The organism is Mycobacterium sp. DBP42, assembly GCF_005924235.1.
Classification (GTDB): Bacteria; Actinomycetota; Actinomycetes; order Mycobacteriales; family Mycobacteriaceae; genus Mycobacterium; species Mycobacterium syngnathidarum.
In genome coordinates this window covers 213,957-223,752 of sequence record NZ_VCMY01000006.1, presented here as the reverse complement: position 1 = coordinate 223,752, position 9,796 = coordinate 213,957, and the positions used below count along the sequence as shown (strand labels likewise).

Here is a 9,796-nt window from a genome sequence, read left to right as displayed (position 1 = left end):
CGCCATGGCAACTGAGGCCTGTCCCGCCGCCGCCCCTCTCACCACCGGTGAAGGACAACGCGATCTCGAATCGTTCGGTTACAAGCAGGAACTCAGCCGTTCCGTCTCCACCGTCGACCTGATCGTCTACGGCCTGGTCTTCATGGTGCCCATCGCACCGTGGACGATCTTCGGCACGGTCTACAACAGCGCGTCGGGCATGGTGCCGCTGGTCTACCTGATCGGCCTCATCGCCATGGTGTTCACCGCGCTCGCCTACTCGCAGATGGCCAAGTCGTTCCCGCTTGCCGGGTCGGTGTACGCCTATGTGGGACGCGGTATCCACCCCGGTCTGGGCTTCTTCGCCGGCTGGGCCATCCTGCTCGATTACCTGCTGATCCCTACCCTGCTGTATGTCTTCGCCGCCGAATCGATGGTCGGGCTCTTCCCCGGTACTCCGCGCTGGGTATGGGCGATCGTCTTCGTGGTGGTCAACACGATCATCAACCTGCTCGGCGTGGGTTCGCTGAAAATCGTCAACCGGGTGTTCCTGGCTGTCGAACTGGTTTTCGTCGTGCTGTTCGTCATCATCGCGGTACGCGCCATCAACGGTCAGTCGCTTCCCGACGTCGGCTGGAGCGCACTGCCGATCTGGAACTCCGAGCTGGTCACCGCGCCGTTGATCGCGGCGGCGTTGTCGATCGCGGTGCTGAGTTTCCTCGGCTTCGACGGCATCTCAACACTGGCCGAGGAATCGACCGGGAAGAAGAACCCGGCCGGCCGCGCCATGATCGCTGCGCTGTTCGTGGTGGCGTTCCTGTTCATCGCCCAGACCTGGTTGGCCAGCCTGCTGGCCGGTGGCCGTGAATCGTTCGGAGACGACGAGGTGGGCAACGCGTTCTTCCTGCTGGTGCAGGCCGCGTCGAGCACCGGCTGGATGAACGCGTTCTTCGTGGTCAATGTGCTCGCCGTCGGTTTCGCCAATGCGATGGCCGCGCAAGCCGCCACCAGCCGATTGCTGTTCTCGATGAGCCGCGATCGCCAGTTGCCCGCCTTCCTGTCCACGATCAGCGCACGCAAGGTGCCGATCGCAGCCATCCTGGTGGTGAGTGCCCTGAGCCTGGTGCTGGTGCTGTTCTTCGTCGGACAGATCGGATTGATCTCGTCGCTGGTGAATTTCGGTGCGCTGTTCGGCTTCTGCCTGCTGCACGCCTCGGTCATCTGGTACTACGTGGTGCGCCAGAAGTCGAAGAACCACCTACTGCACCTCGTGGTGCCGACCGTCGGATTCCTGATCGTCGGCTACGTGTTGTTCAACGCTGACGTACTGGCGAAAATCGGCGGCATCGTGTGGCTCGTGATCGGTGCGATCATCTTCGCCACCAACATGATGCGAGGGCGTGGGGTCCCCGAACTAGCTGAGGAACCGGCGACGTAACGGCTCGGCGAGGTCGCCACGGCCCCCCACCTCGACCTCGCCCACCCCAAGCCACGCCGCCATCGTCCTCAGCTCGACGGCCAGGGCCTCCGCCACCCGCGCGGGGTCCTGGCCGTCCTCCATGAACGCGCCGGGCACCTGCAGCGCGCTGTCGGTGCGTTTGATATCGACCCGCCCCACCAGCTCGCCGTCCAGCATGAAAGGCCATACGTAGTAACCGAATTGCCGCTTCGGCGCCGGCGTGTAGATCTCGATCCGGTAGTGAAAGCCGAACAACCTCTCTACCCGGGGACGGAAGAAGATCAGCGGGTCGAACGGGCACAGCAGTGCAGTGCCGCGGTCACGCCGTGGCACCGTCTGGCCCGCGCGGAGATACGCCGTCCCGCTCCACCCTTCGACGTCGACGGGCTCCAGCTCGCCGTCGGCGACAAGCTTGGCGATCGCCGGCTTGACCTGCTTGGCCCCCAGCCGGAAGTAGTCGCGGATATCGGCCTCGGAGCCGACTCCCAGTGCGGTGGCCGCTCGCAGGGTCAGCTCGCGAACCGCCTCGTCGTCGTCGACCTGCCGGGCCAGCACCTCGGGCGGTAGGACCCGTTCGGTCAGGTCGTAGTGCCGGGCGAAGCCCACCCGAGTCGCCGTCGTCAACACCCCGGACGACCACAGCGCCTCGGCCACCCACTTGGTGTCGCTGCGGTCCCACCATGGCCCCTTGCGGCCGCGTGGCGCGGACTCCAGGTGGGCTTCGATCTGTCCGGCGGTGGACGGGCCGAGCTCGGCCACTGCCGCGACGATGTCCTCGGCGAGCTTGGGGTTCTTGCGGACGATCTCGGTACCCCACCGCCCGTGGGTGTACTCCCGCATCCGCCACCGCAGCAGCGGCCAGTCCTCGACGGCCATCAAAGCGGCCTCGTGCGCCCAATACTCCACGAGCAGCCGGGGTGAGCGCACGCTGTGCGACCAGGCAGCCCGGTCCAAGGTGTCACGGTCGTATGGCCCCAGCCGGCTGAACACCGGTGCGTAGTGCGCGCGCACCGCCACCGACACCGAATCGAGCTGTAGCACCTGAATACGTGAGATCAGCTTGCGCAGATGCGCACGGGTGACGGCACCGCGGGGTTTGGAGTCGTGAAAGCCCTGGGCCGCGACGGCGATGCGCCGGGCCTGGGTTGTAGTCAGGGTGGCCACGTGGCCATCGTTCCCTAGGGCACCGACAAGTAGCGGAGCGGATTGGAGCGAGGACCCGACAAGTAGCGGAGCGGATTGGAGCGAGAGCACCTACAAGTAGCGGAGCGGATTGCAGCGATACTGGTCGCCGTGGCGTTCGACTGGGATGCGTTCGAGACCGAATTGACCCTGGCCGCTTCGAGCGCGGTCCGCACGATGGTCCAGGCGGCCACGTCCGAGACCCCGTATGCCGTGGCGTTCAGTGCGTTCTATGCCGAGACCACCGGGGTGATCTACCTACCCAGCCTGGCGCTGGCCACCGAGGAATCGGTCGCGGATCCCGATTGCCGGTTCAGCCCGCCCGACTGGGAGTACCAGGACTATGAGTGGGGCGAGACGGATTCGGGCTGGGGCGAGCAGCTGATCGCGGCGGTGACCGGTCTTTCCCGCGCGCAGTGGGAGCCGGAATGGGATCGGTTCGCACAGGCGATGCTGACCATCGCCGCAGGTACCCGTACCGCTCTCGTCGCCGACGGAACGCTGCCCGAGAATGCGGTCGTCTACCTCGACGAGGACGCGGATCTTCTCGTTCGCTCGCTGACCGCGGATGAACTAAGGCTCCATTTTCCCGAATATGTCGCCGCGGCCGATGCCGAGCGGGCGATTCTCGACCTGGCGGTCCCGCAACGCGTCACAGCGCTGGCGGTGGCTGCGGGTCTGGCCCCCGGCCCTCCCACGACCGATCTGGGACTGGAACGCGCCGGTGAACTGCTGCTGGATACGGGGGACGCCGCCGTACCCGTCGCAATCGCCGCACTCGCTCGGCACGACACCGCGTGGCGGGGTGCCAAGCTCCTGGCTGATCTGAACGTCACGACCCCCGAGGTGTTGGATGCCCTGTGGGCCGCATTGCCACTGCGCGGTAATGCCCACGACTGGGCGGCTGCTGCCCTGGGGCGGCTGGGAGCCGGATTGGAAGTGCTTGCCCGCCAAGATGTTCCAGTTGGTAGCAGGTCGGCCGCGGTCGCCGCGCCGTACCGTTCGTTCCGCGATCACGGGCGCGGGCACCCTCCGCTGGATTACACCCTGCTGGCCGCAGGACTCGCCGATCCGGCCGTCGCGGCGGCCGTGGCAGACGAACTGCAGCCGGGCCGCGGGTTCTGCACCCTCGACCTCGCCGATCTCGCGGGTGGGCGAGCCGGCCTCACGCATGCCCAGCCGCTGATCCGTCGCCACGCGGTCGTCGTGGTCAGCGATCTCATCGGGCCCATGGGCCCCGGAGGCCTCGACCCTGCCATGGTGACCGAGCTGGAGACGCAGATCGACGAACTGGCCGCAGCGGACCCCGATTCCGAGGTCCGCAGGCTGGCCGGCTACCGGGCCCGGGCGTAGCTGCAGTACCGGTACCGCAGACCTGAGCTGCTGGTGAGCCACTCTCCCGTGGCCTTGGTCCAGGAGTCGTCGAGCTCCGGAGCCATCGCGTCGCCCTCGACGGGTGGCAGGTCGATGTCGATTTCGGTGACCTCACAGCGATCTGCGAACGGCAGGGCCTGGGCATAGATCTGTGCGCCACCGATCACCCAACCCCGGAAGACGTCACCGAATTCGGTCACCACCTCAGCGCCGTCAGCGATGTACCCGGCGTCGCGGGTGACGACGACGTTGCGCCGCCCCGGCAACGGACGAACCTTGGCAGGCAACGACTCCCAGGTCAGCCTCCCCATCACCACCGTCTGGCCGAGTGTGAGCTGCTTGAACCTGGCCTGATCCTCGGGCAGCCGCCACGGGATGCCATTGCCACGGCCGATGACGCCAGAAGTCGACTGCGCCCAGATCAGCGCCAGGCGTCGAAGATCACCTTTCACGTGCTTGTCGGTCATACAGCGACGGGCGCCTTGATTGCCGGGTGCGGGTCATAGTTCAGGATGGCGATGTCCTCATAGGTGTAATCGAAGATCGAATCACGTTGCGCCAGAACGAGTTCTGGATATGGTCTGGGTTCACGGCCGAGTTGCAGGGCCACCTGCTCGACGTGGTTGTCATAGATGTGGCAATCACCGCCGGTCCAGATGAACTCACCGACCCCCAGGCCGGCCTGCGCAGCCATCATGTGCGTCAGCAGGGCGTAACTGGCGATGTTGAACGGCACCCCCAGAAAGAGGTCTGCGCTGCGCTGATACAGCTGGCAGGACAGTTTCTGATCGGCCACATAGAACTGGAAGAAGGCGTGGCACGGCGGCAACGCCATCTGCGGGATCTCGCCGACGTTCCACGCCGAGACGATGTTGCGCCGCGAGTCGGGATCACGCTTGAGCAGCTCAAGAGCGCCGGAGATCTGGTCGATGTGCTCACCGGACGGCGTCGGCCACGACCGCCACTGCACTCCGTAGACGGGGCCGAGATCGCCTGTCTCACTGGCCCATTCATCCCAGATTGTGACACCGTGATCTTGCAACCAACGCACGTTGGAATCACCGCGCAGGAACCACAGCAGCTCATAGACCACCGATTTGGTGTGCACCTTCTTGGTGGTGATCAACGGAAACCCGGCCGCCAGGTCGTAGCGCATCTGGTGCCCGAACAGGCTGCGGGTGCCGGTGCCGGTGCGATCGGATTTCGCCACCCCCTGTTCGGTCACCTTCCGTAACAGGTCCTCGTAGGGCGTCTGAATCGGCACGCACTCAGCTTACGTGCCGTCGCGGGGAGTAGAACGGAAGCCATGCCGACCACCACAGACACCATCACCACACCCGATGGCACCTGCCCCGTCACCGTCGCCAAGCCCGAGGGAGACGGCCCCTGGCCCGGAGTCGTGCTGTTCCCCGATGCCGGCGGCCTGCGCCCCACCATGGAAGAGATGGCGGCCAAGCTGGCTGGATTCGGCTACGTCGTGCTGGTGCCCGACGTCTACTACCGCACCCCGGGATGGGGACCCATCGACCTCAACACCGTGTTCACCGATCAGGAGCAGCGCAAAAAGCTCTTCGAGCTGATGGGCACGCTCACTCCGGAGATCATCGCCGCCGACGCCGAGGCGTTCTTCGACTACCTCGCCGCCCGGCCCGACGTCTCCGGCGACAAGTTCGGCACCACCGGTTACTGCATGGGCGGACGCGCCTCCCTCATCGTGGCGACCCGCGTCCCGGAGCGGGTGGCTGCCGCGCTCTCGTTCCATGGCGGCAGGCTGGCCGTCGAAGACGATCCCGACAGCCCGCACCTGCTGGCCGACAAGATCCAGGCGACGGTATACGTGGCCGCGGCCGAGAACGACGCCTCCTTCACCGAGGACGACGGCAAGAGGTTGGAGGACGCGCTGTCGGGCGCGGCAGTCGAGCACACCATCGAGTTCTATCCCGCCGCGCACGGATTCGCCGTGCCCGATCATGCGGCGGTATACGACGAGGCCGCCGCACAGCGGCATTGGGAGAACACCGAGCGGGTGTTCGGCGCCGCTTTGGCCCCCGCCTGACCGTTCCACGACTTCGCACGCCGACGTCGTCGGACATGCATCTCCGCTGAGGTTGGATCAGGCCCGCGGTTTGTCGTCGTTTCGGTGCAGGTAGGTGTTGATCGCGCGGGCAATACCGCGGCCCGCGTAGATCGCCGCGGCCACCGAAACGATGATCATCACGATGAAGGTCAGTGTCCAGTTGGGCCGGCTGTGGCTGACGTTCCACCAGATGAACGTGAACAGCAACGCACATACGAACACCAGGATGTCGCGCCAGTTGCCGCGGTAGGACATCGCGGCCTCACGGATTTCGCGCGTGCGGTCGCCGGCCTCGATCAATTCGTCGATGCGCCGGTCGATGTTGGCCTGAAACCGTGCTCGTCGCTCCGTCTGCTCGGGAGGGATCTTGGCCAGCAGGTCGAAATCCTTGGCGATCAAACCGCGCACGTCCGGTGGCTTGAGGTTGCCTGCGGCCGCGCCCAGCAGGGCACCGCCGGCAATGGGCGCCGCTCCCAGCGCGAGATCAGCGATTCCTGGCATTACGTCCCTCCATCACTCCATCAGCGTTGCGGCCAGGGTGCCGCCCAGCTCGTAGGCCCGCTCTCGGACACCGCCGTCGACCACACCCGTAACTTCAAGTACGTCAGCCGCTTTGACCAACGCCAGCCCTGCAACGATCTTGTCGACCGCGCCTGCCGCGCCGACTGTGTCGTTGTTGCCATGCACCCACAGCCCGTACGGACGCCCGGCCACGTGGTCGAGGCTCGGGTAGTACACAGTATCGAAAAAATGTTTCAGGGCACCGCTCATGTAGCCGAAATTCGCTGTGGTACCGAACAAATAGCCGTCGGCACCCAACATGTCGGTGACCGTCGCAGCTAGTGCGGGCTTCGATTCGACCGTGACGCCGGAGATGTCTGGATCGTGGGCCCCGGCCAGCACTGCCTCCAGGAGCTCACGCGTCGCCGGAGAGGGCGTGTGGTGCACCACGAGCAGTGTCTTGGTCATGAGGGCTGTTGCTCCTGCATCCGCACGGCGGTCCGCATGGTTTCGCGGGCACGGCCACGGTCACCGGCGAAGTCGTAGGCGCGGGCCAGTCGGTACCAGCGAACCCAATTGTCCGGGTCGGCCTCCAGTTCGGCCTTGACCGTGATGAACAGCCCATCAGCCGCATCGCGTTCGATGCGGCCCGATGGCCGGGTGGGCAACTCACTGACGTCGAGTTCCATGCCCTGCTCACGGGCCAGACGGGCCAGCCGCTGGTGCGCCAGGCCTGCCCGCAGGGTGGTGACCAGCACCCAGATGCCGATCAGTGGGAACACCAGCAGCGCCAGGCCCAGCCCGATCGCGGCCGGCTCGCCCGAAGTGATGAAGACCCACGCGGTGCGCCCCAGCATCAGGAAGTAGACGATCAGCGCCAGGCACATGAAGCCGATCACCAGTTGGATGCGCAGCGACCGCGCGCCGTCACTCACGACAGGTCGAGCAGCGGTTCAATGCCGATGGTCATACCCGGCCGCTCGCTGATCTTGCGCACGGCCAGCAGCACGCCCGGCACGAACGAGGACCGGTCCAGGCTGTCGTGGCGGATGGTCAACGTCTCCCCCTGGGTGCCGAACAGCACCTCCTGGTGTGCGACCAGGCCGGCCAACCGGACCGAGTGCACCGGCACGCCGTCCACGTCGGCGCCCCGCGCCCCCTCCAGGCCGGTGCTGGTGGCATCCGGATTGGGCGGCATACCTTTTCGCGCCTCGGCGATGAGCTTTGCGGTGCGCGCGGCCGTGCCCGAGGGCGCATCAGCCTTGTGCGGATGGTGCAGTTCGATGATCTCGACCGATTCGAAATACCGCGCCGCCTGCTGGGCGAAGTGCATGGACAGCACCGCACCGATGGCGAAGTTCGGCGCGATGAGCACCGCGGACTCGGGCTTTGCCTTGAGCCAGGCCTCCACCTGTTCGATGCGGTCCCAGGTGAATCCGGTGGTGCCGACGACGGCGTGAATTCCGTTGTCGATGAGGAACTTCAGGTTGTCCATCACCACGTCGGGGTGGGTGAAGTCGATGACGACGTCGGTCTTGGCATCTGTGAGCAGGGTCAACGGATCGCCCATGTCGACCCCGGCCGAAAACGTCAGATCTTCCGCGGATTCAACCGCGTGCACCATGGTCGCGCCGACTTTGCCTTTTGCTCCGAGAACACCCACTCGCATGGTTGGGAGCCTACTGCCCGGGAGTGTCGGCGACATTGAGGGCGGTCCGAGAAAACTTTGACCTCATTTGTCACTGCAGCATCAAACCAGCCAGATCTGTCAGATGCTCGAACTAATGTTCGAAACATGGACAGCGGGGTAACCGGCAAGCTCGCCGCACTGGCGGCCGCAGTCGCCGACCTGCAGTCGATACCCTTCACCGCCCTGTCGGCCGCGGAGTTGCTCGACGTGTGCTCAGGCCTGCAGGAGGCCCGCAACCTGATCCCCACCATCGAGCACCCCGCCATCACCGCACTCGCCGAGCAGGGCACAGCGGCCCGCATCGGCGCGAAGTCCTGGCCCGAGGCGCTGCGTATCCGGCTGCGGGTGTCAGGGACGGAGGCGCGCCGCCGCTACCGCGACGCACTGCACTTCGCGCCCCGGACGTCGATTTCCGGGGAGTCCCTGCCGCCGTTGCGGTCAGCGACCGCAGCGGCCCAGGCCGGTGGCTGGGTCAACTCCGAACACATCGAGATCCTCGAATCGTTCTTTCGCAAATGCCCACAGTGGGTGGATGCGACCAACCGCGCCCGGTTCGAAGAGAAGCTGGTAGCCGTCGCCGCCCAAAACGCCCCCGAGGCCCTGCAGCAGTCGGTCAACGAGGCGCTGTATCTGTTGAACCAGGACGGACCTGAACCCGCTGACGAACAGTGCGCACGACGCCGCGGGATCGTCATCGGCCACCAACAGCCCGACGGTTCGTCGCGCATCTCGGGCTGGATCAACCCTGAACTACGCGCTGGCCTCGAAGCCGTCAACGCCAAAACCGCGGCACCGGGCATGTGCAACCCCGACGACGAGAACCCCTGCACCAGCGGCACACCCACCCAGGATCAGATCGATGCCGACACCCGCAGTCCAGCCCAACGCACTCACGACGCCCTGCTCGCCCTGGTCCGCAGCGCGCTGATGTCGGGCGGACTCGGCCAATACAACGGGCTACCCGTCTCGATCGTGGCCACCACCACCCTGCAGGAGCTGGAGGCCGGCGCCGGGGTCGCGATCACCGCCGGCGGCACCAAACTCTCGATCCCCGATGTGATCCGGTTGGCCGCCCACGCCTGGCACTATCTGGCCGTGTACGACAAACACACCAATATGCCGCTCTACCTTGGCAGAACACGACGTATCGCCACCCTGGCTCAGCGGTTGATGCTGTTCGCACGCGAGCGCGGCTGCACCCGGCCAGGATGTACCGCGTGCGGCAACAAGTGCCAGGTACATCACGCCCAACAAGACTTCGCCCAAGGCGGACGCACCAATGTTGATGAACTGACACTTGGTTGCGGTCCTGACCAACGTCTGGTGGGCCCGGGCAAATGGACGACCCGCATCAACAGCCGTGGCCAATGCGAGTGGATCCCGCCCCCACTCCTGGACACGGGTCAAGCCCGCACCAATACCTACCACCATCCACAGCGCTACTTCACTGACGACGGCGACGACGAAACCGACTGTCATCCAGCCTGATTGCCGACACCGGTGACCGGGACGGATATTGGTCCCTAGGGTGGAG

11 protein-coding genes are annotated in these 9,796 nt (G+C 65.8%); 4 read left to right on the top strand and 7 right to left on the bottom strand.

Annotation, left to right across the window (positions count from 1 at the left end; genetic code table 11):
• The first annotated feature begins 4 nt into the window (after window positions 1-4).
• Window positions 5-1,417, top strand: a complete 1,413-nt coding sequence (locus E0T84_RS09865; RefSeq protein ID WP_070184956.1) for an APC family permease — start codon at window positions 5-7, stop codon at window positions 1,415-1,417.
• Here E0T84_RS09865 and E0T84_RS09860 read toward each other — a convergent pair.
• Window positions 1,394-2,602: a winged helix-turn-helix domain-containing protein gene (locus tag E0T84_RS09860; RefSeq protein ID WP_138744337.1), complete on the bottom strand. Its 1,209-nt coding sequence runs from the start codon at window positions 2,600-2,602 to the stop codon at window positions 1,394-1,396. The genes E0T84_RS09865 and E0T84_RS09860 overlap by 24 nt on opposite strands.
• A 129-nt stretch (window positions 2,603-2,731) precedes the next feature.
• Between E0T84_RS09860 and E0T84_RS09855 the strand changes: the two genes are divergently transcribed.
• Complete coding sequence (locus E0T84_RS09855) at window positions 2,732-3,973, top strand: DUF4303 domain-containing protein (RefSeq protein ID WP_070186391.1); 1,242 nt, start codon at window positions 2,732-2,734, stop codon at window positions 3,971-3,973.
• On the opposite strand, the gene E0T84_RS09850 is transcribed toward E0T84_RS09855, so the two are convergent.
• Together E0T84_RS09850 and E0T84_RS09845 are read right to left on the bottom strand one after the other, a co-directional pair.
• Complete coding sequence (locus E0T84_RS09850; RefSeq protein ID WP_070186390.1) at window positions 3,955-4,461, bottom strand: dihydrofolate reductase; 507 nt, start codon at window positions 4,459-4,461, stop codon at window positions 3,955-3,957. The genes E0T84_RS09855 and E0T84_RS09850 overlap by 19 nt on opposite strands.
• A complete protein-coding gene (locus E0T84_RS09845; RefSeq protein WP_070186389.1) occupies window positions 4,458-5,258 on the bottom strand; it encodes a thymidylate synthase in 801 nt (266 codons plus the stop codon). The genes E0T84_RS09850 and E0T84_RS09845 overlap by 4 nt, the downstream gene beginning before the upstream one ends.
• 42 nt (window positions 5,259-5,300) lie before the next feature.
• Between E0T84_RS09845 and E0T84_RS09840 the strand changes: the two genes are divergently transcribed.
• Window positions 5,301-6,050 carry a dienelactone hydrolase family protein gene (locus tag E0T84_RS09840; protein WP_070186388.1) on the top strand — a complete coding sequence of 250 codons (750 nt, stop codon included), beginning with the start codon at window positions 5,301-5,303 and terminating at the stop codon, window positions 6,048-6,050.
• A gap of 57 nt (window positions 6,051-6,107) precedes the next feature.
• On the opposite strand, the gene E0T84_RS09835 is transcribed toward E0T84_RS09840, so the two are convergent.
• From E0T84_RS09835 to dapB, 4 genes are read right to left on the bottom strand one after another with little or no spacing between them, the layout of a single operon-like run.
• Entirely contained in the window at window positions 6,108-6,572 is a 465-nt protein-coding gene (locus tag E0T84_RS09835) for a hypothetical protein (protein WP_070186387.1), read from the bottom strand.
• A gap of 12 nt (window positions 6,573-6,584) precedes the next feature.
• Complete coding sequence (locus E0T84_RS09830) at window positions 6,585-7,040, bottom strand: flavodoxin family protein (RefSeq protein ID WP_070186386.1); 456 nt, start codon at window positions 7,038-7,040, stop codon at window positions 6,585-6,587.
• Window positions 7,037-7,507 (bottom strand): hypothetical protein, encoded by a 471-nt coding sequence (locus E0T84_RS09825; protein WP_070186385.1) that lies wholly within the window; start codon window positions 7,505-7,507, stop codon window positions 7,037-7,039. Before E0T84_RS09825 ends, E0T84_RS09830 begins: the two co-directional genes overlap by 4 nt.
• Window positions 7,504-8,241: a 4-hydroxy-tetrahydrodipicolinate reductase gene (dapB, locus tag E0T84_RS09820; RefSeq protein WP_070186384.1), complete on the bottom strand. Its 738-nt coding sequence runs from the start codon at window positions 8,239-8,241 to the stop codon at window positions 7,504-7,506. The genes E0T84_RS09825 and dapB overlap by 4 nt, the downstream gene beginning before the upstream one ends.
• A gap of 126 nt (window positions 8,242-8,367) precedes the next feature.
• Here dapB and E0T84_RS09815 point away from each other — a divergent pair, with 126 nt between their 5' ends.
• The gene (locus tag E0T84_RS09815; RefSeq protein WP_138744336.1) at window positions 8,368-9,750 is read left to right on the top strand and encodes an HNH endonuclease signature motif containing protein; all 1,383 of its coding nucleotides are present in this window, start codon (window positions 8,368-8,370) and stop codon (window positions 9,748-9,750) included.
• Window positions 9,751-9,796 lie beyond the last annotated feature (46 nt).

Excerpts from the sequence above, each read along its gene's own strand:
- E0T84_RS09850 (WP_070186390.1), bottom strand. The coding sequence starts at position 4,461 with ATGACCGACAAGCACGTGAAAGGTGATCTTCGACGCCTGGCGCTGATC.
- E0T84_RS09815 (WP_138744336.1), top strand. The coding sequence starts at position 8,368 with ATGGACAGCGGGGTAACCGGCAAGCTCGCCGCACTGGCGGCCGCAGTC.
- E0T84_RS09865 (WP_070184956.1), top strand. The coding sequence starts at position 5 with ATGGCAACTGAGGCCTGTCCCGCCGCCGCCCCTCTCACCACCGGTGAA.
- dapB (WP_070186384.1), bottom strand. The coding sequence starts at position 8,241 with ATGCGAGTGGGTGTTCTCGGAGCAAAAGGCAAAGTCGGCGCGACCATG.
- E0T84_RS09835 (WP_070186387.1), bottom strand. The coding sequence starts at position 6,572 with ATGCCAGGAATCGCTGATCTCGCGCTGGGAGCGGCGCCCATTGCCGGC.
- E0T84_RS09830 (WP_070186386.1), bottom strand. The coding sequence starts at position 7,040 with ATGACCAAGACACTGCTCGTGGTGCACCACACGCCCTCTCCGGCGACG.
- E0T84_RS09840 (WP_070186388.1), top strand. The coding sequence starts at position 5,301 with ATGCCGACCACCACAGACACCATCACCACACCCGATGGCACCTGCCCC.